The 22,386-nt window shown below is 58.6% G+C and carries 25 protein-coding genes; 7 read left to right on the top strand and 18 right to left on the bottom strand.

From position 1 onward, the window contains the following. Positions 1-3: 3 nt before the first annotated feature. From IHQ71_RS02950 to IHQ71_RS02925, 6 genes are all read right to left on the bottom strand, one after another. Positions 4-984, bottom strand: coding sequence for a formylglycine-generating enzyme family protein (locus IHQ71_RS02950; RefSeq protein WP_258160402.1), 981 nt, complete (start codon positions 982-984; stop codon positions 4-6). Between the two features lie 30 nt (positions 985-1,014). Beyond that, positions 1,015-2,004, bottom strand: a complete 990-nt coding sequence (locus tag IHQ71_RS02945; RefSeq protein WP_258160401.1) for an HAD family phosphatase — start codon at positions 2,002-2,004, stop codon at positions 1,015-1,017. Positions 2,005-2,007: 3 nt separating this feature from the next. Continuing rightward, the gene (locus tag IHQ71_RS02940) at positions 2,008-2,253 is read right to left on the bottom strand and encodes a hypothetical protein (RefSeq protein ID WP_258160400.1); all 246 of its coding nucleotides are present in this window, start codon (positions 2,251-2,253) and stop codon (positions 2,008-2,010) included. Positions 2,254-2,424: 171 nt separating this feature from the next. Continuing rightward, positions 2,425-2,844 carry a response regulator transcription factor gene (locus IHQ71_RS02935; RefSeq protein ID WP_258160399.1) on the bottom strand — a complete coding sequence of 140 codons (420 nt, stop codon included), beginning with the start codon at positions 2,842-2,844 and terminating at the stop codon, positions 2,425-2,427. A gap of 50 nt (positions 2,845-2,894) precedes the next feature. Next, entirely contained in the window at positions 2,895-3,512 is a 618-nt protein-coding gene (locus IHQ71_RS02930) for a response regulator transcription factor (protein ID WP_258160398.1), read from the bottom strand. A gap of 3 nt (positions 3,513-3,515) precedes the next feature. Beyond that, positions 3,516-5,387, bottom strand: a complete 1,872-nt coding sequence (locus IHQ71_RS02925; protein WP_258160397.1) for a sensor histidine kinase — start codon at positions 5,385-5,387, stop codon at positions 3,516-3,518. Between the two features lie 478 nt (positions 5,388-5,865). On the opposite strand from IHQ71_RS02925, the gene IHQ71_RS02920 reads away from it, so the two are divergent. From IHQ71_RS02920 to IHQ71_RS02900, 5 genes are all read left to right on the top strand, one after another. Continuing rightward, positions 5,866-6,870, top strand: a complete 1,005-nt coding sequence (locus tag IHQ71_RS02920; RefSeq protein ID WP_258160396.1) for a hypothetical protein — start codon at positions 5,866-5,868, stop codon at positions 6,868-6,870. 103 nt (positions 6,871-6,973) lie between these two features. After that, positions 6,974-7,177: an AlpA family transcriptional regulator gene (locus tag IHQ71_RS02915; RefSeq protein WP_258160395.1), complete on the top strand. Its 204-nt coding sequence runs from the start codon at positions 6,974-6,976 to the stop codon at positions 7,175-7,177. Positions 7,178-7,180: 3 nt separating this feature from the next. Next, positions 7,181-7,630 (top strand): helix-turn-helix domain-containing protein, encoded by a 450-nt coding sequence (locus IHQ71_RS02910; protein WP_258160394.1) that lies wholly within the window; start codon positions 7,181-7,183, stop codon positions 7,628-7,630. A 29-nt stretch (positions 7,631-7,659) separates the two neighbouring features. Further along, positions 7,660-8,760, top strand: coding sequence for a tyrosine-type recombinase/integrase (locus tag IHQ71_RS02905; RefSeq protein WP_258160393.1), 1,101 nt, complete (start codon positions 7,660-7,662; stop codon positions 8,758-8,760). A 57-nt stretch (positions 8,761-8,817) separates the two neighbouring features. Beyond that, positions 8,818-9,117, top strand: coding sequence for a hypothetical protein (locus IHQ71_RS02900; protein WP_258160392.1), 300 nt, complete (start codon positions 8,818-8,820; stop codon positions 9,115-9,117). Between the two features lie 183 nt (positions 9,118-9,300). Here the strand turns inward: IHQ71_RS02900 and IHQ71_RS02895 are convergent, their stop codons facing one another. Next, a complete protein-coding gene (locus IHQ71_RS02895) occupies positions 9,301-9,444 on the bottom strand; it encodes a hypothetical protein (protein WP_258160391.1) in 144 nt (47 codons plus the stop codon). Positions 9,445-9,731: 287 nt separating this feature from the next. Between IHQ71_RS02895 and IHQ71_RS02890 the strand changes: the two genes are divergently transcribed. Next, a complete protein-coding gene (locus IHQ71_RS02890; protein ID WP_258160390.1) occupies positions 9,732-10,001 on the top strand; it encodes a hypothetical protein in 270 nt (89 codons plus the stop codon). Between the two features lie 274 nt (positions 10,002-10,275). Then, positions 10,276-10,512, top strand: a complete 237-nt coding sequence (locus IHQ71_RS02885; RefSeq protein ID WP_258160389.1) for a DUF6894 family protein — start codon at positions 10,276-10,278, stop codon at positions 10,510-10,512. On the opposite strand, the gene IHQ71_RS02880 is transcribed toward IHQ71_RS02885, so the two are convergent. From IHQ71_RS02880 to IHQ71_RS02830, 11 genes are all read right to left on the bottom strand, one after another. Beyond that, positions 10,498-10,704 (bottom strand): hypothetical protein, encoded by a 207-nt coding sequence (locus IHQ71_RS02880; protein WP_258160388.1) that lies wholly within the window; start codon positions 10,702-10,704, stop codon positions 10,498-10,500. The two genes, IHQ71_RS02885 and IHQ71_RS02880, sit on opposite strands and share 15 nt — an antisense overlap. A gap of 103 nt (positions 10,705-10,807) precedes the next feature. Beyond that, positions 10,808-11,569 (bottom strand): ABC transporter ATP-binding protein, encoded by a 762-nt coding sequence (locus IHQ71_RS02875; RefSeq protein ID WP_258160387.1) that lies wholly within the window; start codon positions 11,567-11,569, stop codon positions 10,808-10,810. Continuing rightward, positions 11,566-12,399, bottom strand: a complete 834-nt coding sequence (locus tag IHQ71_RS02870; protein WP_258160386.1) for an ABC transporter ATP-binding protein — start codon at positions 12,397-12,399, stop codon at positions 11,566-11,568. The genes IHQ71_RS02875 and IHQ71_RS02870 overlap by 4 nt, the downstream gene beginning before the upstream one ends. Then, positions 12,396-13,325, bottom strand: a complete 930-nt coding sequence (locus tag IHQ71_RS02865) for an ABC transporter permease (RefSeq protein WP_258160385.1) — start codon at positions 13,323-13,325, stop codon at positions 12,396-12,398. The genes IHQ71_RS02870 and IHQ71_RS02865 overlap by 4 nt, the downstream gene beginning before the upstream one ends. Then, positions 13,322-14,380 carry an ABC transporter permease gene (locus tag IHQ71_RS02860; protein WP_374989996.1) on the bottom strand — a complete coding sequence of 353 codons (1,059 nt, stop codon included), beginning with the start codon at positions 14,378-14,380 and terminating at the stop codon, positions 13,322-13,324. The genes IHQ71_RS02865 and IHQ71_RS02860 overlap by 4 nt, the downstream gene beginning before the upstream one ends. Before the next feature lie 24 nt (positions 14,381-14,404). Continuing rightward, positions 14,405-16,048 (bottom strand): ABC transporter substrate-binding protein, encoded by a 1,644-nt coding sequence (locus IHQ71_RS02855; RefSeq protein WP_258160384.1) that lies wholly within the window; start codon positions 16,046-16,048, stop codon positions 14,405-14,407. A gap of 228 nt (positions 16,049-16,276) precedes the next feature. Further along, a complete protein-coding gene (locus IHQ71_RS02850) occupies positions 16,277-17,788 on the bottom strand; it encodes an FGGY-family carbohydrate kinase (protein WP_258160383.1) in 1,512 nt (503 codons plus the stop codon). 30 nt (positions 17,789-17,818) lie between these two features. Continuing rightward, complete coding sequence (locus tag IHQ71_RS02845) at positions 17,819-18,637, bottom strand: class I fructose-bisphosphate aldolase (protein ID WP_258162711.1); 819 nt, start codon at positions 18,635-18,637, stop codon at positions 17,819-17,821. Further along, positions 18,634-20,379 (bottom strand): glycerol-3-phosphate dehydrogenase/oxidase, encoded by a 1,746-nt coding sequence (locus IHQ71_RS02840; RefSeq protein ID WP_258160382.1) that lies wholly within the window; start codon positions 20,377-20,379, stop codon positions 18,634-18,636. The genes IHQ71_RS02845 and IHQ71_RS02840 overlap by 4 nt, the downstream gene beginning before the upstream one ends. A gap of 16 nt (positions 20,380-20,395) precedes the next feature. Beyond that, positions 20,396-21,385, bottom strand: coding sequence for an aldo/keto reductase (locus IHQ71_RS02835; RefSeq protein ID WP_258160381.1), 990 nt, complete (start codon positions 21,383-21,385; stop codon positions 20,396-20,398). Beyond that, positions 21,385-22,386 carry a sugar-binding transcriptional regulator gene (locus tag IHQ71_RS02830; RefSeq protein ID WP_258162709.1) on the bottom strand — a complete coding sequence of 334 codons (1,002 nt, stop codon included), beginning with the start codon at positions 22,384-22,386 and terminating at the stop codon, positions 21,385-21,387. The genes IHQ71_RS02835 and IHQ71_RS02830 overlap by 1 nt, the downstream gene beginning before the upstream one ends.

The following is a 22,386-nucleotide window of genomic DNA, read 5'->3' as shown; positions in this document are numbered from 1 at the left end:
ATTTCAAATTTTCCGATTGGATACTGGTGGTCGCTGTTGCCCGCGAACGATGCAGCGAAATCCCAGATGGCAGGTCGCGGTATCGGCAGGATGTGCCATCCTGGCGGCGGGCCGGTAGCGGCGGCAATAGTTCGGCGCGCAAAGATGCGAACCGCCCTTCATCACCTTTCGCGGTATAGCAATTTCCGGCAGACTGGGGTCCAGGCTGTCTGCCTGGTTGGCGCCCCTCGGATTTGAAATCGTGCAGCAAGGACTTTCGATCTTGCCATGCTCCTGATACCAGTCGGTCGTCCATTCCCAGACATTGCCGGCCATATCAAACAGGCCATAGCCGTTGGCGGGAAATGACCCAACAGGAGCGGTGCCCTCGAAGCCATCGTCCCGGCTATTTTGTATGGGAAACTGCCCCTGCCACGTATTTGCCATGTGGTGCCCGCCGGGTGTCATCTCGTCGCCCCAGACATATTCCGAGGCCTCCAGCCCGCCCCGGGCGGCGAATTCCCACTCCGCTTCGGTCGGCAATTCCTTGTCGGCCCATGCGGCGTAAGCTTCGGCGTCGGCGAAAGCGACATGGACCACGGGATGGTCCATGAGGCCCTTGATCGAGCTTGCCGGCCCTCTGGGATGCCGCCAGTTTGCCCCGCTGACATATTTCCACCAGTTATAGCGATTGGAGAGGTCAACCGGCGGCTTCGGCTTGATGAACACAACCGATGAAGGACCGAGCATTCCGGGAATGGCGCCAGGATAGTCCGCGGGATTGACCGGACGCTCCGCTACCGTGACATAGCCCGTCGCATCGACAAAGGTGGCGAATTCCCGGTTCGTGACGGCGCACACATCGATCCAGAACCCATCGACACGCACCTTATGCGCAGGTGCTTCCTCGGGATAGTGGCTGTCCGATCCCATCAGAAAGGTCCCGCCTGGAATCCACGTCATTCGATTGCTGGCGAGTACGTGCGTGGCCTGTTTTTCCATCATGGATGATCCTACCTTCTACCTCCAGATGAATCACTCATATGCAAACACCTTACTCCAATCTTCTTTCATGTCGATAAGGGTCCAGCTTCTGGCCTTGGCTTCGTCCAGACCCTTTGCCAGCCGTCCGATGGAGGAGTTCCGATCATAAGCCCATTCGCGCTTCGCATCGGTATGGTGAACATAGGCACAAAAGCTGGGGCCCTGCCGCGTGCAGGTCCATTGCAGCATCTGCAGGTCGCCGTCCGAATTGCCGAACGCCATCACGGGCCGGCGGCCGATGTGCTGGTGGATGCCGACGGGCTTGCCCGCCTTGTCGTCGATGAAATTGATCTCGGGAATGCGCATGATCACACCCTTCCCGTCCAGCATTTCAAACGCGATCTTGCCGCTGCTGCCGACGACCTGTTCGGGTGGGACCCCATAAATTTCTTCTGTCCACGGCCGCATGAAATCGATGCCGCCACCGGAGACGATATAGGTCTTGAAGCCGTTGGCCCGGAGATATCCCAAGAGCTCCACCATCGGCTGATAGACCATCTCGGTATAGTGTTTGCCGGATTTCGGATGCTTGGCGGTCTTTACCCAATCGCGAACGATCGCATCGAATTCATCGCTCGACATGCCAGAGTGAGTGGCCATGACGATTTCCATGATCGCCTTCTCGCCGCCTGACAGCGCGCCTTTGACGTCGCCCTTCAGAAGCGAGGCGAAGGGCTCCTGCGTTTTCCATTCAGGATGATCGGGTGCCATCACCTTGACGCGATCGAGCGCGAAGAAAAGCTGAAAGTAAAGCGGCTGTTCCGCCCAGAGGGTGCCGTCATTGTCAAAGACGGCGACGCGTTCGGGGACAGGGATGAAATCCGCCGAGCCGTCTTTGGTGACGCGTTCAACAAAATCGGTAATGGACTTCTTGTTCGGCCCATCGTTCCATGACTTCAGATCATCGGCACTCCAGGCTTGCGACGAAACCGCCATTAACATGCAGAGCGGTAAAAGAAGGCGCTTGATCCAGGCGTGCATTTCTCACTCCTTCACGATTTGAGGCATTGGTGCGCCAGCCATGACGAGCGAACCAGATTGAATCGGCTTATGAAAGTTATTGCGCGCCACGTTGGATTTTCTCGATGAGGTGATCCAGCGAAAATCTACCGGGTGCCTGGCGCGGCGGATATTTGACATAGGTCGCAGGTGCCTGGCGACGAAACCGCCGGCCAACAAGACTTTGCGGCGGCTGATACCGTCACGTTCGGCGGTGTCTCTGCTACTCATCTTCGTGCTCCCTGACTGCCGTAAGGTTTTGGTGTCGCGCGGGTACGCCGACTTACCCGGCGATCGATACGGCTGCGCCCAACGTAGAGGGCAGTATGCAAAAGTTCTATTGTACTAAAGGGAGTCTTGCGCGCGCTCGCATGAACATCGGGGGCGTTGCAAACCAGACATTTATGATGCCACTACGCTGCGTATAGTTTTGATCAACAATGACCCGGAAAATGGTTTGTGCAGAAATGCATGATCGGCGGGCAATTCCGGAATCTGGTCAGCATCTTCCGCGCTGATGAATACGATCGGAATATTCGGTTTTGACTTGAGCAAGAATTTTCTAAGATCCAGCCCGGACATTCCGTCGAAATGAACATCAAGAACCAGGCATGCGTATACATCCGTATAATCCTGACAAAGAAAAAGCTCCGGCGATGCATATGCATCAACTTCAAAGCCATTTAACTTCAAGAGGCGCTCCACACTCGTGCGGATGCCGAGATCGTCATCTATAACAGCGATTTTCCCTTTAAGATTTTCCAGCGCTCGTCCCCCACGGCCGACACAATCAAATCCATCGACTTCACGTATTGTATCCATTTTTGGAGGTGGCGATATTGACCTTTAGTGCAGATTTCAGGGCTGTTCTGTCAATCGGGCGGGCCGAGTAGACCCAATTTGTCAGCGATAGAGATCGCTTCTGCCAAAGATCTGGCGTGCAACTTCTCCATAACCTTGTGTCGGTGGGCCTTGATGGTGCGTTCCGAGGTAGCGAGATCGAAGGCAATCTGTTTGTTCAATCGCCCGCGCACCATCTGCTTGAACACCTGCACTTCTCTGGGGGTCAGACTTTTGAATACTGCCTGCAGCAAATTCAGCTTATCCTGCTCAAGGCGCTGAGCTTCTCCTCGTGCCACGGCTCGGCGAACCGCAGCGAGCAAATCCGCGCTTGAGGCAGGTTTTTCCAAAAAGTCATCCGCGCCCGCTTTCATCGCTCGAACGCTCGTTGAGACACTTCCCGCGCCACTAAGGAAAATAATTGGCATGAGCGGAGCAAGCTGCAAAAGCCTGTCCTGCAGTTCCAGACCGGAAAGCCCCGGCATGTTCTGATCGAGCAGGATACAGCCTGGACCGTCGGGTACGCGATCCAATAGTTCTTGGCTGCCACTATAGCTCTCAACATCAAAACCTGATGCTTTTAGCAACCGCGCAACTGCGGTGCGGAACGACGTGTCATCGTCAACGATGTGAACAGTTGCTGTGACCATGTGCTAGCCGCCGCCGGCATGTGGGAGAGCAAACCGGAAAATGGCACCTCCTTGTGGATGGTTATCGGCCCAAATCCTTCCACCATAGATTTCTATGATAGCACGGGCAATCGAGAGGCCAAGCCCCGTTCCTTTCGCTTTGGTAGTGTAAAACGCGTCGAAAACAGAAGTCAGATTTTCTGTCGCTATGCCTCCACCCGTGTCCGAAATTGCAAATTCGACTTTTCCCGACACGGCATCCAGAGAGGTCTCAAACTTCAATCTTTTGTCCGCGACAGGAAACTCTTGCATTGCGTCGATGGCGTTGGTCGCCAGGTTCAAAACCACCTGCTGAATATGAACTTGATCCGCGCGTACGAGCAATGCCCTGTCGTGATGGGCGATTTCCAACCGGACCTTTTTTCGGGCAATGTCCGCCTGTAAGATTTGAGCTGCGCTCTTGACAACGTTGTTCAGGTCAAATTCCTGCCAGTCAATTTCGCTACGCTTCTTGAGAAGGCCTTTCATGCGCCCGATCATGTCGCCTGCTCGCCTGTCAGCATCCTGGATGTCGATAAGTATCTGGCGGATCAAGGACAAATCTGGCGTTTCGTTACGGAGCAGCTGTTCTGCAGTTTCAGCGTTGATCAATATTGCTCCAAGCGGCTGATTGAGTTCATGAGCAATTGATGCAGATAACGCCCCAGCAGTCGCAGACTGATTGAGGTGAATCAGTTCATGGAGTCGATTGCGAGCCTCTCTTTCAGCCCTTCCGCGCCGACGGCGTTCAAAGACAAGAGCAATGATGACAACGCTCTGGGCAAGGATGAACGCAAGTACTGTCATGACTTGGGGGAAGAACTCATCAAAGACTGACGGCTTTGAAAAGGATACGATTGTATTTGGTGGCAAATTGGACTCGGCAAAGCCCCACCGTTGCATCTGGCGGGCATCGACGAGATAACGTGGCTGAACGTCAATGTCCGCGACATCCCGCCCCGCTATGATCTCAAGCGACAACTTTGCGATAGCCTCTCCAACAGACTCGAATGTGACAGAGTTCGCCCCCACCGCACCAGAGCCGATATAGGTTGAATACGGTCCATAGACAGGAACGTTTGCGACGGCGGTAATTCGTTCCAACGCCGTCCGAGGTGCTAGATTACGACCATTGCGATCTCGCATGATTGTGAGGACGACCAGAACGGTGTCGTCGGGCAACTGGCTGGCTTGTTCGGCAAACTCGTCGATGGAAAAGCCTGTGACATAAGTTGTTTCGAGGGTTTTTTCGATATCGGCCAACCCCACTTTCGCGGTACGGAGCCAGCGCTGATCGAAGCTTGATGAGCCGACCATGACAACCAGCCTTTTTGCGTCTGGTTGAAGTCGCATCGCGAGTGCAACGGTCTTTTCAACATCAAATTCGGAGACCGCTCCGACAGCGCTCGTCGGCAGGTCAAGTTCGGCAGCCGTCTCTCTGTCGAAGCCGCCGTAGACGATGCGTGCGTCAGGAGCTATGCGGCGGCCATGCGTATTCATGAACCTGGTGGCTTCTTCCCCCAGGGTGATCACGACATCGGGACGATGATCGACGTATTTTTCACTCAGGTAGCGCGACATCCGATCGATGTGAGCACTTTGCGGAAATCGTGCGAGATCGAGAAATTCCGTAAAAAGATCGATCTTTCCGTCGGTGGCATCCATAAGATGAGTTCTGACAGACTGCCCTGCAATGCTCGTCGCAGGTATCCTTTCGTCATAGGGATAGAGGATCAACACGCGCGGAACACGGTTCTGCGACGCCGCTTCACTTCCGTCCATTAGAGCGAAACATGCAATCGCCATACAAGCAATCGCCGAAAGTCTTAGACGTATTTTGTAATAAATCTTACACATCGCGCCCCCAGCTCGATTTCTTTTACAGTTTCACAAGTATTTGACAATGATAAGTTGCAAATTGCTTGCTCGGGGCCGGCGATTCAAGGCCTTTCAGCATCGCTGAACTTCGAACTGGTCATCCGTTCGGTTACTAATCTCCCTGAAATTGTCCCGCGATTCGCGTCGAGGTGCCAACTCGGCTAGCTGCTCGAATGTCCGCTTCTGGTCAATTGCCAAAACGGATTCAATGTCTGATTTTGGGGCGCTAAGCGGACATAAACGGTGAGATCGTCAAACGGCAGCAAAGCGTCAGAAGCGACCGTCGCGTAATCATTGATGCCTTACTAGTGGGAAGAACCGGGCGAAAAGCCGATGGTGGTCCGCTGGAAATTCAATTGGTGCGGAATCTTAGGGGCAGGAAGCGGTAAAGAGATTTTCCCTTTCCGACTCTGCGTTGTGTCGCGGATAATGGCCGTGGTTGATTCGAGGCATTAAGATGTATCCCAATGTGCGACACTGGGAAGACGATCCAGTTGGCTTTGTCGTGGACCGCCTATTTCCCGATCTCCACGTATTCGCTCGTGAGGAATATTGGGAACAATATCCCGAGCACAAGAATCGATTTGAAAAAGCGAAGGCAGATGCCGATCGATTTATCGATAGTATAGCCGCAATGCCGCCCGGCCAATTTTTCCAAATCCTCGAATCCGAGAAGCAAAAATCTATGGACGAGCGCGTGCAGCTCGTCTTGAATCTCGACAAGGATCGTTTCTTCAATGACGTTCGCGCCAACACTGATTGGGATTATTGGTCAAAAATTTCTTATTGGACAGCGGAGGAAGCTGTCGCCATTTCATTTGGAAAAGATCCACGTGCTGTAACGCTTGAGAAGATCAGCCGCTATGAGGGAAACTCCATTTTCGTCGCGAGCTTCCACGCGCAGCTTGAATTGATCAAGCGTGCCGTCGAAGTCGGCCAGTTGAATGAGAAAAATACGCCTCCCTATTTGCTGGGATGGGCAGAACGGACTGGCTTCTTAATGCATCCAATGGCGTTTGATGCTGTGAAAGCTCGTGGCCTTCAAATTGCCGATTGGAAGACTGAATACGACAAGCTCAGTGCGTTTCTTGAACGTCTGCTAACCGAACGCGATCAAACATATGCCGAGATTACCCAATCGCGCGAAGAACTTGACAGTATCTTTGACACGGCAATAGAGCTGCACGAACAAAACCAGATGCTTGAAGCTCGCCTCGCGGAATTGGACAAACGACAGCGTGCCGGATTGAATGATGTCCAACCGCGAGAACGCAAGAGCATGCTCAAGATGATTCTCGCAATGGCTATGAAAAAGTATCAATTTGATCCGAGCAAAGCCAAGAATGGGGCTACCGCGAACATCGTTAGCGCTGTAATTCAAATCGGTTTGCGGTTGGACGAAGACACCGCTCGGAAATTTCTAAACGAAGCCAAAGTCTTACTGGAGGACCAAACCGAATAACGGGAGACAGAGTACTAAATCGGTTTGACGTAACCCGAATTCGGCCAACGCTCCTATCGGCCAATCTAAAACCACCTCGCATTCAACAGAACGAGGTGGCACCATGCCGAACTACACTGCTTTCCCCACAACCGGCTTCGTCCGGCTTTCCGCAATCATCGCGCCGCGTGGCCCCATCCCTGTTTCCAAGTCCACCTGGTGGGCCGGTATAAAGGATGGCCGCTTTCCCAAGCCGATGAAACTTGGCGCTCGCGTCACGGTATGGCGCGTGGAAGATGTCCGGGCGCTATTCGAAGGCGAGGGCTGATGAATGGCCCGCAACCGGCCGAACTGGCGCGCCATCAAGATTCATCGCAGCTACACGGTTGAGGAGGCAGCCATCGTATTGGGTGTAGCCAAGGGCACCGTGCGGCTTTGGCTGAAGGGCGGCTTGCCTGCGATCACGGACAAGAAGCCGCTGCTGATACTCGGTCCCGATCTCAAGGATTATCTCGAAACGCGCAGGAAGCCGAAGCAGCGCTGCCAGCTTCAGGAATTCTTCTGCTTCCGATGCAAGGTGCCGCGAGCCGCTGCCGGCCGCCTGATCGACTATGTGCCCAAGGCGGCCAAGAGCGGGCACATTTCAGCGATCTGCGAAGCTTGTGAGACAATCATGAACAAGAACGTCAGCGCGGCCGGACTGCCCCTGCTGATGCGGCTTGCGGAGGTGTCATTTCCACGGGGTCAGCCAAGCTTAACCGATATCACCAATCCCCGTTGAAATGATTACTTGAAACAGGAGCCAATGGCATGAAGAAGCACTGCCCGAAAAACGAGCGCATCAAGCGGGACTATTTCATCTATCTTAAGGAAGCGAAGCGGATGGATATAAGCACGATCGATGCGGTCGCGGCCGCCATCGCGGGCTTCGAACAGTGGACTCGATATCGCGACTTTCAACTCTTTCGCATAGCCCAGGCAACCGGCTTCAAGACGCATCTTGCCAATGAACGCAATAAGCAGACTGGCAAGCCGCTGGCTAAGTCCACCATCCATGCGCGGCTTATAGCGCTCAAGCACTTCTTCTCCTGGCTTGCCGGTCAACAGGGTTACAGGTCGCGAATTGCCTACAGCGACGCGGAATATTTCAATCCGAACGCCAATGACAGCCGGATCGCAACAGCGCACCGCGACAAACGGGTTCCGACAATCGATCAGACCAAGCTTGTGCTTTCTGAGATGCCTACCGGCAGCGATGTGGAAAAGCGCGACCGTGCCATCATCGCCTTCACGCTTCTGACCGGCGCGCGCGACGATGCGACCGCCTCCTTGAAGATGAGGCACCTCCGGCTTCCGGAGCGTCGCGTGTTTCAGGACGCACGCGACGTCCGGACCAAGAACCGCAAGAGTATCGACACAACATTTTTCCCCGTGGGCGATGATGTGGAGGCGATCGTTACCGCTTGGATCGACTACCTGACGGCCACGCTGTTGTTTGGGCCGGATGATCCGGTCTTTCCCAAAACCCGCATGGCTCGCGGCAATGAAGGATACTTTGGCGCCGCCGGTCTATGCCGTGACCATTGGTCGAACGCCGCTGCCATCCGGCGCATTTTCAAGACAGCATTCGAGGCTGCCGGATTGCCCTATGCCAATCCGCATAGCCTGCGAAGCACCCTTGCCGCGCTTGGTCAAAAGCTTTGCCGATCGCCGGAAGATTACAAAGCCTGGAGCCAGAACCTTGGGCATGAACAGGTGCTGACGACATTTGTTAGCTACGGCAACGTGGCGGCTGACCGGCAGGCGGAAATCATCAACGGCTTGAAGGAATTGCCATCAGACGGGATGTCCGACGGCAGCACGATCGAACAGATCGCCGCCCTTGTGGAAAGCCTGCGCATGAAGGCGTGACAGCGACGGTGACGGACATTACACGCGTACAAGGGCCGGACGGACTTCAAGAACCATTTGTTCCGTGTGATCGGCGATCTAGAACCTACCGGGGAAAAGCATGATTGTGCGGTCTATCTGCAGCGTATGGGCGATGTGAAGGCTTGGCTACGCAACACATCGCAACAACCGAACTCATTCTGGCTCCAGACTGCAACGGATAAGTTCCATCCCGACTTTGTCGCATTGCTGAAGGATGGCCGGATTTCGGTCGTGGAGTACAAGGGCGGGCACATCGCCACCGCTGATGATGCCAAGGAAAAAGGCTTGTCGGCGAGCTTTGGGCCGATCGTTCAAATGGTCATTGCATTTTCGTGATGATCGAAAAGACGGAATTCGGCCGCATTGATGCTTCGGTAAACGCGGGATTGTGATATTTCTGTTAATAACCGCATTGCTGATTTGGAGCACGTAGAAGCGTTTCAGCTAACCGCAGAATCCAAGACGAATTTGGAAATGTTGGTATTTTTGTTGGTATGCGACAAAATCACATCATAAATTTCACTTTATGAACAACGATTTAGCGTCTTTTCCATGGTCCTCTTCTGGCACCATTCCCTTTTTCAGACCGTCCGTGATGGTCCGAAAAAATACTCCCAAAAGCCCGGTTTTCCGGGCTTTTTGCTTTTTGCCGCTCTGCTGCATCGGGTGTTCTTGTTGGTAGCTTTATCGGAGCTTCGCCCGATACCAACAATGGCGGCTGGCTTCATATTCTGGCGACCAACCTATCTGCGAACCTGCTAATTTTGCGTATTGATCAGCCGATCAAATCAGCGCATATCTGAATTGACCGGACGGCATCGTACCCCTGTCATTCCCCAAAATGGCTTGCCGGCTCGGTCACTTACATCTTTCAATCATAATATATTGGAGTAGACCCCTTAAAATTAAGGGGTATTGTATCTGCACACCACACACTCAAGGGGTCTATCATGCTGGACACAATTGAGGTTCGAGGACCAACAACCGGCCCAAGCGACCGAAGGCGCTCGCTGGAGAGCCGCAGGGAAGCGGCGGCAGTTGCACGGCAGATCGTGCTCCAGATGATCCGCGCCGGCTGGCGTGAGACGGAGGCGGCACTTGCGCTCGCCGATGCGCTCGATGACTATTGCCTTTATCTTGCGGAGCATGTGTCTCATGATATTCATCCCGCCAATTCCAACGAGATCCGGGGCGTTCCCGCGCGGTCGATCGACAGCTAAAGCTGTCGCAGATGAAGTGTCTACGCCTTGCCGGGCCGCTATGTGCGTAGAGACCCGACGTCCCAACCGCTCGGAAAAATGATGGTCAAAGCCGCATTCGACGCGGACCAGGGAGGCAGTCTCGCGCCGGCACTCAACGCCCGAGAATACACCGATGCCCGTCGAGACATTGCCGCGGTGGCCCGGCGGCGAACACCCTTTGGAGCGAGGACAGGATCGCTGGGCGCAACAAAACACGCCCATCTGCATTGTCCCTTCGAAAGGGAGCACTGGGATGCCGCGGTTTTATTTTAATGTTCGCAACGGTGACACCTTGATCACCGATCAGGAAGGTGTCGAAATGCCTGGCAAGGCAGCTGCTGCCGAGGAAGCCAGGCAGGCGGCGCGCGACTTGCTGGCGGAACGGGTCAAGTATGGGGAACCTCTGGAAGCCAGGCAGTTCGAGGTCGTGAACGACAATGGCGAAAGCGTACTGACCCTGCCGTTCCGATCGGTGCTACGGCTGGATTGAGTGCTCGCTGCCATCCGGCTTGAGAACGATGATGCTGGTTACACCGCCATTCTGCGCAATCTCGCTACGGTAGCCTTCAGCGGCTTCGATCGCCAGTTCGCGGCTCGAAAACACGGCTACGAACTCGTTATCCCGGTTCATCTTCCATTGATTGTCATCCGGGAAAATCCGGAATTCTACGCGATCGACCATCGATGATTTTCCACTTGCACCCTCTTCGGCACATGTCAGGCATCGTACGATTTAGCGTCCGCCCCTTCAATCGAGCATCCGGCTGAATGGTATGGCATCCGCACTAAACGCCAGGTTGATCGCGCGTAAAACCTTTGCTCGCCAGCATCAGTTTGCTCGTATAGCTCTCGGAGATTCTGCCGGCCACGAGATCGGTGGTGGATAGCCGCTCGACGACCCGGCCGGTCTGCATGACCGCCAGGCGATCGCACATGTGGGTGACGACACCGAGATCGTGGCTGACCATGAGGAAGGTCAGCCCGCGGTCGTGGCGGATCTGTTCGAGCAGATTGAGCACTTCGGCCTGCACCGACGCATCCAGCGCCGATGTCGGTTCATCCAGCAGCAGGATCGACGGCTCGACGATCAGGGCGCGGGCGATCGCGACGCGCTGCCTCTGCCCGCCCGAAAGCTGATGCGGATAACGGAAGCGGAAACCCGAGCTAAGCCCGACCTCATCCAGCGCGGTCTGGATGCGCCGTTCCTCATCGCCGATGCCGTGGATGACGAGTGGCTCCAGCAGTTGGCGGTCGACCGTCTGGCGCGGATGAAGCGACCCGTAGGGATCCTGGAACACCATCTGTACGCGCCGGTAGAAGGCGCGGCTGCGGCGGTTGGCGGCGAGCGTCGCGCCCTCGACGGCGATTGCGCCCCCGCTCACGGGTGCCAAGCCCGCAATCGCGCGCAGCAGCGTCGATTTGCCGGAGCCGGATTCACCGACCAGTCCGAAGGACTCGCCCTCGCTCACCGAGAGGCCCACCCGGTCGAGCGCCAGGTAGCCATGATAATCGACCGACAGGCCGTCGATGGAGATGACCTCGGTCATAGTGCCCACTCGGCTTTTCGCTCCAGCACGGGCAGCGGGTGCCGGCTGGTACCGATCGATGGCATGCAATTGAGCAATCCTTTTGTATATGGATGCTTGGCGTTCGGCAGTTCCGATGCCTTCAATTCCTCGACGATTTTGCCGGCGTACATGACGATGACGCGATCGCAGAACGATGAGACCAGGCGCAGATCGTGCGAGATGAAGATCAGGCCCATGCCACGCTCGCTGACGAGCTTGTCGAGGATGCGCAGGATTTCGAGCTGCACCGTCACATCGAGCGCCGATGTAGGCTCGTCGGCAATCAGCAATTCCGGTTCGGATATCAGCATCATGGCGATCATCGCGCGCTGGCCCATGCCGCCCGAAACCTGATGCGCATAGAGATCGAAGACGCGGTTCGGATTGTCGATCTGCACGGCTTCGAGCATGGCGAGCGCTTTGTCGCGCGCCTCTGTTTTGCTCATGCTGCGGCGTGACCGGAGCGTCTCGACGATCTGGCTGCCGATGGTCATGACCGGATTGAGCGAATATTTCGGATCCTGCAGGATCATCGCAATACCTTCGCCACGCAGTTCGCGCAGCAGCTTCGGCGTCGCCGACAGGAAATCCATGCCATCGAAGGTCAGCTCCTTTGCCGAGACCTCCGCGTGCGGCGGGTTCAGGCCGATGATGGCACGGCCGGTCTGCGATTTGCCCGAGCCGCTTTCGCCGACGATACCGAGCCTCTCACGGCCGAGTTCGAAGGATATGCCGCGCACCGCCTCCACACGTCCGGTGCGGGTGGGAAAGCTGACCTGTAGGTCCTTGACGGTCAGCAGGCTGCTCATTGGCCGCTCTCCCGGGGGTCGAGCGCATCGCGCAGGCCATCGCCAAGAAAGTTGAAGCCGAGGCTGACAATCAGGATGGCGACGCCGGGCATGGTGGCGACCCACCATTGGTCGAGGATGAAGCGGCGGCCGGATGCGATCATCGCACCCCATTCAGGAAGCGGCGGCTGCGCGCCGAGGCCGAGAAAGCCGAGGCCGGCGGCGGTCAGGATAATGCCCGCCATGTCGAGCGTCACGCGGACGATGACGGAGGAGAGGCACATCGGCATGACATGCCTGAAAACGATGCGGAACGGCGAGGCGCCCATCAGCCTTACGGCATCGATGTATTCGGAGTTGCGCAAGGCCAGCGTCTCGGCGCGCGCGATACGGGCGTAGGGCGGCCAGGAGGTGAGCGCGATGGCAATGACGGCGTTCTGGATGCCCGGCCCGACGGCCGCAACGAAGGCTAGCGCCAGGACCAGCTTCGGGAACGACAGGAAGATGTCGGTGATCCGCATCAGCACGGCATCGATCCAGCCGCCGGCATAACCGGACACTGTACCGACGACCAGTCCGAGGGGGGCAGCAATGACAGCCACCAGCGCGACGACCAGCAGCGTCAGCCTGGTGCCGTAGAGAAGGCGCGACAGGATATCGCGGCCCTGATCGTCGGTGCCAAGCAGGAAGCCGTTGCTTCCCGGAGGAAGCAGGCGGGAGCCGGCAAGATCGCCGGCAAGCGGATTATGCGGCGCCAGCACGCTCGCGAAGACGGCGATCATGATCAGCGCTGCGATGATCGCCAGCCCCAGCACTGCCATCCGGTTGGCGCGGAAACGCGCCCAGGTCATATAGGCTCGGCCGAGACGGGCCTGCATGCGCGATTGTGGCCGCTCGGACATCAGCCATTCGCGGCGTGAAATGCGGCTCGAGGTCAGTTCTGTCATCTTGCGCGCGTCCGCGGATCGAGCGTGCGGTAAAGAAGGTCCGACGCGAGGTTGATGCCAATGAAGACCGAGCCGATGACGATCGTGCCTCCGAGCACGGCATTCATGTCGGCATTCTGCAGCGAATTGGTGATGTAGAGCCCGAGCCCCGGCCAGGCGAAGACTGTTTCCGTCAGCACCGAGCCTTCGAGCAGGCCGGCATAGGACAAGGCGATGACCGTGATCAGCGGCACGGCGGCATTTCTCAGCGCATGGCCCCAGATGATCCGGGTCTCGGAAAGCCCCCGAGCGCGGGCGGCGACGATATATTCCTGCCCGAGTTCGTTGAGCATGAAATTGCGGGTCATGCGGCTGATATAAGCGAGCGAGAAATATCCGAGCAGGCAGGCGGGCAGGACGATGTGGCGGGACACATCCCAGAACACATCCCACTGGCCCTGAATCATCGCGTCGAAAAGGAAGAAGCCGGTGATCGGGGTGAAGGTGTATTCGTAGACGATGTCGATGCGGCCGGGAAACGCCACCCATTTGAGCTTGGCATAGAACAGCACGAGGGACAGCAGTGCCAGCCAGAATATCGGCACGGAATAGCCGACAAGTCCTATGGCGCGCACGAGCTGGTCGATGAACGAGCCGCGCTTGACCGCTGCCAGCACGCCGAAGGGGACGCCGATCAAGGCGCCGATCAATGTTCCGAGGGTTGCGAGCTCTATCGTGGCGGGGAAGACGCGGCGGATATCGGTCATCACGGGATTGGTGGTCAGCACCGATACGCCGAAATCGCCGGTCACCGCCGCCTTCACATAGAGGAAGAACTGCTGATAGAGCGGCAGGTTGAGGCCCATCTGCTCACGCGTCCGTTCCACCACGCTTGCCGGCGCCCGGTCGCCGAGCACGGCCAGAACGGGATCGATGGGAATGACCCGCCCGATGAAGAAAGTCACCGCGAGCAGGCCGAGATAGGTGGTCAGAACAATGACCAGAAAGCGCAATATCGCCAGAAATATACCGCCGGTCCGGGGCTTTACGCGCCGGGCCGGTACTGATGCGTCGATGATGGTCAACCGGCCGCCTCCCGGTCAGTTCTTCGAAACGTTGTAGACGAAGTTGGTGTCGAAGCTCGGACCGAGCTTGAAGCCGGTCAGCTTGCGGCTGAGGCCCGCGACCTCGGTCTGCTGGAAAATGATGACGAAGGGGCTTGTCTCCAGAACGGCTTTTTGCAGTTCCTGGTAAGTTGCAGCGCGCTTGGCGGAATCCTTTTCGAGCAGTGCAGCGGCGGTCTTCTTGGTCAGATCCGGAACATCCCAGGCGTTGCGCCAGGCCAGCGTCTTGTTCTTGCCTTCATCGGAATTGTCGGGATTTGCGGTGAAGGTCTCGGCATTGGAATTCGGATCGAAATAATCCATGCCCCACTGACCAATATACATATCGTGATTGCGGGCGCGATACTTGGTGAGCGTCTGCTTGCCGTCGCCGGGGATGATTTCCATCTTGACGCCGGCCTGCGCGAGGCTCTGCTGGAAGGATTCGGCGATGCCCGTCACGGGCTGCGTGTTGCGCACATCCATTGTGACCGCGAAGCCATCGGCGAGGCCAGCCTTCGCGAGAAGTTCCTTGGCCTTGGCGACATCGAGTTTGTACGGGTTCTCATCAAGTTCGCCCAGCACGCCCTTGGGCAGGAAAGTCTGGTGGATCTCGCCGATACCCTTGATCAGCGTGGAACCGATCGCGTCGTAATCGACGAGGTATTTGAACGCTTCCCGCACCTCGGGCTTGGCAAGATTCGGGTTCTTCTGATTGAGGCTGATATAATAGACCGTGCCCTTCGGCGCGCTGGTGGTGGACAGTTCGGCGTTTTTCTTGATCGCGTCGAGATCGTTGGGCTCGAGATTGCGCGCGACGTCGATGTCACCAGCCTCGAGCGCCAGCCGCTGGCCGGAGCTTTCCTTCATGTGGCGATAGATGACGCGGGCCAGCTTGGCCTTTTCGCCGTAATAGTTGTCGTTGCGCTCAAGGACGACGGCTTCGTTGGCGCGCCATTCGCGCATCTTGAACGGGCCGGAACCGGCGTAACCGGTCTTCAGCCAGCCATTGCCGAAATCGTTGTCGTATTTGTATTCCTCGGAGGGGGTGACGGCGGCGACATGCTCCAGCACCAGCTTTTTGTCGACGATCGCGCCAACGGTGGCCGTCAGGCAGTTCAGCACGAAGCTCGGCGAATAGGCCTTGTCGACGGTAAATACGAATGTGGTCGCATCGACGGCCTTCGCCTTTTCGGTGACGTTGTCGCCGTTGAGACCGAACTGGCTGATGATGAAGGCCGGGCTCTTGTCGAGCTTGACTACCCGCTCGAACGACCATGCGACATCCTCGGCCGTGATCGGATTGCCGGAGGCGAATTTCAGGCCGGGCTTGAGCTTGAACGTATAGGTCAGGCCGTCATCGGACACCGTCCAGCTCTCGGCCAGATCACCCGTGACCTTGGACGTGTCGCTCATTTCGAGGCGGACCAGCATGCTGTAGGAATTGCCGGTCATCTCGGCGGTCGAAAATTCGAAGGCCTCGCCGGGATCCATGCTGATGATATCGTCGATCGCAAAGGCTTCGACCAGTGTATCAGCCGGGGTTTCGGCAAAAGCGGGCGCGCCGGCGCCAAGAAGAATGGCGACGGCAGCGGTGGCGGCGAGGGCTTTGAACTGCCGGTTCAAAATATGGATCGTCATCGATTTTTCCCCTATCGGCCGTTTGCGGCCTGTTCTTCGTGGCGGAACGACTGGGGTGCTATTTACAAGACGAACAGCGGTCCCGTCAAACGTGTCTCCTACCGGAAACCTTGACAGACTATCCACCGCGAGCCTTCGGGACAATCCTAATTCTTCAGCGGGAAAGATCACGCATTCACATCAACTTTACCGGTGCTCCATGCGACTGCAACGCGTTGGGGTCATCGCCTACGCCGCAGCGCCCAGCGAGGCCATGCGCTTCCAGATCGGCGTCATGGCCACCATGGTGTCGCAATAGATCTGGTAGCGCTGATCGCAGAGCAATGCGAGCGTCGGGTTTGGCGCATAATGCCGCTCGAGCTTGACCATCGATGCCGCCCCGGCGGTGAAATCCGAGAACAGCCCGACCCCGGTGCCGGCGGCGATTGCCGCGCCCAGCGCGCCCGTCTCATGCGAGCGGGCGATCGACACCGGCACGCCGAGGACGTCGGCGATAATCTGCGGCCAGACCTTGCTGCGCGAGCCGCCGCCGGAAAGCACCGCCTCGTCGAACGAGGCGCCGGCGCCTCTCAGCCGCTCGATGTGCCAGCGGTGGCCGAAGGCGACGCCTTCCAGCACCGCGCGCATGAGATGGGCCTTGGTGTGCCAGCCCGCCACGCCGTAAAAACCGGCCCGCGCATTGCCGTCGGTCTGCGCACCATAGAGGAACGGATGGTAGAAGGGTGCGGCGATCTCCGGCTCGACCGAGGCGGCGAGATTGCAGCAGAGGTCGAAGGGCGAGGTCCCTTCAGGGCAATCGGCGAAGAACTGGTTCACCATCCATTCGAGATTGGCGGCCGAGGTCGCGCTGTTTTCCATCGCCATGTAGCGGGTGCGGTCGAAGCTCGATGACATGAAGACCGGCCCATCGAGTTCCGGCCTGTCGACGATCACCTGGTTGATGCTCCACGTGCCGGCGATGATCGAGGCCGCGCCTGTTCGCGTCACGCCGGAGCCGATGGCCGAAGCGATGACATCGAACAACCCGCCCACCACGGGTGTACCCTCGGCGAGACCAGTCAATGCGGCGGCTTCTGCTGTTACCCGGCCGGCGATCTCGTCGCTCTCGACAAGCCGTGGCATGACAGGCATGCATTCGCCAAGATCATAGGCGTCGAGGATGCGAACGTCATAACGTCGTTGGGCAACATCGAGAAGTCCAGCGCCAATCATATCCGAGACATCGCTGACCCGTTCGCCGGTCAGCCGGTTGGTGATGAAGTCCTTGCAGAGCAGTACGGTGCCGATCCGCTGGAAAAGCGCGGGGTCGTGGCGCTTGAGCCAGGCGAACAGGGTCGGCGTTTGGGACGGCCATGGCCGCTGCCGCGCGATGGGGTAGACGATGTCGCCCGCGCCGGCCGCCGCCAGTTCGTCGGCGAGTTGCGAAGCCCGGGTATCGAGCGACTGTATGCCGAGCAGCGGGGCGCCGTCCGCATCGAGCGCATAGAGCCCGTTACCATGGCCGGCGCAGCCGATCGCCGCGATCCGGTCCGCCGCTATGCCGGATCTGTCGATGCAGGTGCGGATGACATGCTGCGCATTGGCCCAGAATTCGTTCAGGTCGCGCTCGACATGGCCGGCTTTTGGCATCCGGCTATGGCCCTCGCGGGCGGCATAGGCCAGTTCCCGACCGGTCAGGTCGAAGATGACGGCCTTGATGACGGTATTTCCGGCATCGAGGCCGAGCAGATATTCTCCCATGGCGAACCCCTCCCCAGGTCCAGATTTCCGTCAGCCCTGTTCGTAAAGCGCGTAGGCCTCGGCGCCGCCGGCATCGTCGTGGATGATCGCCATCAGGCCTTTCACCACGGCGCTCGGATTGGCATGCTGGTATATGTTGCGGCCGTAGACCATGCCCATGGCGCCCTGTTTCATCAGCGCCGCCGACTTTTCGAACACGATGCGTAGATCTTCCTTGCCGCCGCCGCGCACCAGAACCGGGCAGCGCGCTGCCTCGATCACCTTGTGGAAATCCTCCGCGTTGGTCGTCGGGTCGGCCTTGATGATATCCGCCCCCATCTCGCGCGCAAGCCGGGTCAGCGTGACGATCTTGTCACAATCGCCATCAACCATATAGCCGCCGGCCTCGGTGACCGGCTGCATGACCAGCGGCTCGATCATCAGCGGCATGCCGTATTTGTCACAATCGGCACGAACGCGGGCAATGTTCCGGATGCACTGCTTGAAGAGTTCGGGCTCGTCGGGCAGCATGAAGAGATTGACGACGACGCAAGCCGCATCCATCTGGAGCGCGCCGATCAGCGGCTCGGCCTCGTTCTGCAGCACCGCCCACATATGGCTGTGGCGGATGCGGTTATACGGATTGCCCATGTCGATGCGCATGACCAGCGCCGGCTTATCCTTGCCGGGCACATCCTGCAGCAGATCGGCCTGACCGAAGTTCATCTGGATTGCATCAGGCTTCGCGGCGACCAGTGCCTTGACCACGCCTTCGATATCCTCAAGCCCGTTGAGGAAGCTCGGCTCGTTGCAGACGCCGTGGTCGATCGCGACATCAAGGCATCGGCCGTTGCCGAAGAGCCGGTTCATACGGCGCTTGCTGTTGCTTCGCATAAGATACTCCTGTCTTTACTCCGTGAGAAAAGCATTTGCTCACTGATGCCATGGCGCTCGGCGAGCAGGGTGAGAAAGCGGCTGCGCTCGGCACCGCGGCGGGCTTCATCCCAGCCGCGTTCGGCGGCCAGCACGGCAAGTGCGGCATCGGCGGCGATGAGAGAAAGCTGTCCGGAGATCGCCAGCGTCGTGCGCCGGAGGAGGAGATCATCGAGATGTTCGACACCCTCGGCATGGATGAGGTGGATCATCTCGCGTCTGGAATAGTCGGTGTCCGGCAGGAAATGGTCTTCACCACGCAGCAGGAATTCGGCGACCTTCTCCGCCCCCGTGCCATATCTCCCGAAAAGCTGTTCGATACGCTCCAGCGGCAGGCCCGTGCGGCTCGCTAGATCAGCGACCCATGGGGCCGGATTGGCCGGATAATTCCGTCCGCCGCCGATCGGCCGTACGATTGTATCCGTGCGCCTTTGCTTACCGAGACGTTCCAGCGTCATATCCGCAGCCAGTTCGCCGAAGGAGCGGAAGGTGGTCCATTTCCCGCCGATCATGCAGAGCACTGGCGGCGTCCTCTCCGCTTCGATGAAGGTGCAAAAATGATCGCGCGGAATGCGCCCGGTGAAACTGTCCGCGCTCGCAGGCAGCGGCCGGACGCCCGAGAACTGGAAGACGATCTCCTCGGGTGCGATGCGGATATCGGGCAGCACGAAGGCGAGCGATTGCAGGATATAGTCGCGCTCATCGGCCTCGCAGCGCACCGTGCCGGGATCATCGACGCGGATATCCGTCGAGCCGACCAGCACCTTGCCGAGATAGGGAAACAGGATGCAGATGCGGCCATCCTCGTTTTCGTAATAGAGCATGTGACCGCCGAGTGCGGCCATCAGCTCGGCATTATCGATCATCAGGTGGGAACCCTTGGTGCCGCCCATCAGCGGTGGTTGGGGCTGCACATCCGGCAGGATCGTGCGGTTGGTCAGGTCGATCCAGCCGCCGGTGGCGTTGATGATAATGTCGGCATTGACTGGGATGGTTCTGCCGGTGATCTCGTCATGAAGCGCAAGCGCGCCATCCGCGCCACGCCTGACCTCGGCATAGTTCAGCGCCCGGGCATGCGGGCCTGCGGACAATCCATCCAGCAGAAGCTCGATGCCCAGCCGCTCGGGATGGCTGACCTGCGCATCATAGTACGTGGCGGAAGCGATCAGGTCGGGGTTGAGCCGGGGCCATTTTGCCAATGTCCTGCCTTTGCCGCGAAATGTGTGTCGTGGCATCATCGCTCTGGCGCGGGTGAAGAAATCGTAGATCGCCAGCCCGGTCTTGATCACCACCGCACCGCGGCGGCTCGGCCTGCGACCGAGGCCCAGAAAGCGCACCGCGCCATTGGCGAGGCCCGAGAAGATATCGAAGACCGGCACTGTCGTCGGCAGCGGCGAGACATAGTGGGGGGCATTGGCGAGCAGGCGGTCGCGTTCCTCGAGCGATTCGCGGACCAGCTTGAACTCGCCGTTCTCGAGATAGCGCAAGCCGCCATGGACCATGCGCGACAGCGCGGCGCTGGCACCGGAGCAATAATCGTTCTTTTCGACCAGCAGCACATCGACGCCCTGCAGCGCCAGTTCGCGGAACACGCTGATGCCGTTGATGCCGCCGCCGATGACCAATACTTCAGCGCTCGGGCGCCTTGCGAGCCCGTTGAAAGTCTCATTCCGGTTCATGGGTTGCTGCGGCCCCCTACCCGTCCATGACGGATAGCCAGAAGGCTATTGCCGTATCGATGGTGGAAGTCTCTTCGCGCGAGAGCCCGATCGTGCCCGCGCGCGCATTGTCCTTCGCCTGCGCCGGATTGCGCGCGCCGCAAAGCGCAAATGTCACGCCCGGCTGGGCGAGCGTCCAGGCGATGACGACCTGGGCGATCGTGGCGCCATGCGTCTCGGCCACCGGCCGGATGGCGTCCGCGAACCGGGCGACTTTCTGGCGATTGGCGACGGAGAAGCGCGGATTGTCCTTGCGCTGGTCGTCGCCCGAGAAGACCCGGTCGGGGCCGATGGTGCCTGAGAGCAGCCCGAGCGCCAGCGAGGAATAGCTCAGTGTCGAAATCCCGTTGGCGGTGGTCAGGGGCAAAAGCTCGGCCTCGATGCCGCGATCGATCATGCTGAACCGTTCCTGGATCGCATCGAGCCCACCTGCGGCGATATAGGCCTTCAGGTCATCGGCATCGAGATTGCTGGCGCCGATCGCGCGGATCTTGCCCGCCTTCTTGAGGTCCTTCAGCGCATCCATGGTTTCCTCGACCGGGGTGGTCGGGTCCTGCCAATGGGTGATGTAGAGGTCGATGTAATCGGTCCGAAGCCGCTTCAGGCTTTTGTCGATCTCATGAAAGATCGCGTCGCGGCCGAGATAGCGATGCACCGGCCTGCCGTCCTGGTCGAAGAAATGTTTTCCCTTTTCGGTGTGCCAGACCAATCCGCATTTCGTGGCGATGACCGCCTGCTCCCGTCGCCCCTCGAGCGCCTTGCCGACAATCTCCTCGGCGCGGCCCAGTCCATAGGCCGGTGCGGTATCGATCAGTGTCACGCCCGCGTCCAGCGAGGCATGGATGGCTGCGATGGATTCGGCCTCATCCGTGCCGCCCCACATCCAGCCGCCGATGGCCCAGGTTCCGAGCCCGACGGCGGAGGCGGAAACGCCCGAAGAACCGATCTCGCGCATGATCTGCTTCATCAGCGGGTTCCTCCTGCAAGTTCGATCACCCGCGCGCCCGTTGCCTCATCGGTGACCAGCGTATCGAGATGGCCGCCGCGCATGACGCTGAGGATCGGGCCTGCCTTGTTGGGGCCGCTCGCAACGCCGATTTTGGTCGGGATCGATGCGAATTCGGCGAGAGTCAGCGAAACCAGCGAGCGGTTGAGCGCGTAGTCGCAGACTTGGCCGTTGACATCGAGCAGATGCGCCAGCAGTTCGCAGGACGCGCCGGACCTTTCGATCGCCACGCGATCGGTGCTGGAGGATGGATGGAGATCGTAATAGCTCGAATCGTCGGAGAGGATCGAGCCGATGCCGACCACCGCGATCTTCGCCTCGCGCGCCTTGCGGAAGACGTCACCCACTGACCGCATGCCGATCAGCATCGCCCGCTGTTCCGCATCGTCGGCGAAGAGCGGTGCGTGGATCTGGTACGCAAGGCCGCCCAGCCGCTCCGCCATCAGAGCGCCGACATGGTTGACGTCTGTATAGTGCTTACCCTGCACGCAGCCGGTGGCCGGAATGACTTCGACATCGAAGCCGTGCGGTCCCTGCAAGCCCGCGACCACGGCGCTGACGCCCTTGCCGCCGGTGATGCAGATCGTATCGCCATCGGCGATGGATTCAAGCAGCATCCGCGCCGCCGCTTCACCCACTGCCTGCAGCGCCGTCTGCTGATTGTCCGAGACGGTCGGCACGACCACGGCACGGCTGATCCCACCGATGGCGACAAGTTGCTGTTCCAGTTCGACCAGCGGCTCCATTGGCGACTTGATCTTGATCTCGACCAGGCCGAGCTGGCGGCCGCGCTTGATCAGCCGGTTGACCGTGGCGTGCGACAGACCGAGCCGGTCGGCGATCTGCGCCTGGGTCAGGCCTTCGAGGAAATGCATGACCAAGGCCTGGTGCATGAGCCGGGCATTGACCGCATCCTCGCGAGGGATCGTGACGACTTTCGATGTGGGTTTGGCGATCGCCAT

Source organism: Rhizobium sp. TH2 (assembly GCF_024707525.1).
Taxonomy (GTDB): Bacteria; Pseudomonadota; Alphaproteobacteria; order Rhizobiales; family Rhizobiaceae; genus Rhizobium_E.
This window is presented reverse-complemented; position numbering and strand designations above follow the sequence as displayed.